At 69.5% G+C, this 570-nt stretch carries 1 protein-coding gene; it reads right to left on the minus strand.

What is annotated here, in order from left to right:
• Positions 1-266 precede the first annotated feature (266 nt).
• Positions 267-570 (minus strand): hypothetical protein (locus tag A33M_RS25180; protein WP_237718447.1); only part of this gene is annotated, 304 nt, incomplete at its 5' end.

Here is a 570-nt window from a genome sequence, read left to right on the forward strand (position 1 = left end):
TTCCAAACTCCTCGACGAAGCAATTCGGGGGTCGGGGTCTTGCGCGGAACGAACTGTGCGGGGTTGCCGGAATGCGCTCAAATGAATTAAGACGCCGGACAGATGAGCCGTGCTCATCCGAGAACCGGCCGGCCGGCTGGCCGGCGCATTGCTCGAGGATGCGGCGTCGTTCGCATGTGCGAGAGGAGGCGGGGCGACCGATGGTCCCCCCCGGCGCGGCCGCGAGGGACTCGGGGCTCACCGGCGACTGCCCAGAAAACCAGCGTTCAGTGCTGCTTTTCGTGCCGGCCGGCGGGGGAGAGCGGCGTGGTGAGCGTGTCGCACGACGCGCGCTGCAGTGCGGGATGCGCGCGCCTCTGCGGCCACCGGGGCGCGGCGACGTCGGGCGGCTCGCACGGCGAGATCTGCGTCGTCACGCATCCGACATATGCGTCGAATGCAAGGCGTCGCATGCGAGCGCCGCGCGCCGTGCACGGGGCGCCGCGGCTCGGCTTGCGCAGGTCCGCCGGGGCGGGCACGGTGTGATACCGGATTCGGGTGATCAGTTCCGAGTGATGGATTTTGGCCACC

It is taken from the genome of Rhodovulum sp. PH10, assembly GCF_000293785.1.
Lineage (GTDB): Bacteria > Pseudomonadota > Alphaproteobacteria > Rhizobiales > Xanthobacteraceae > Rhodoplanes.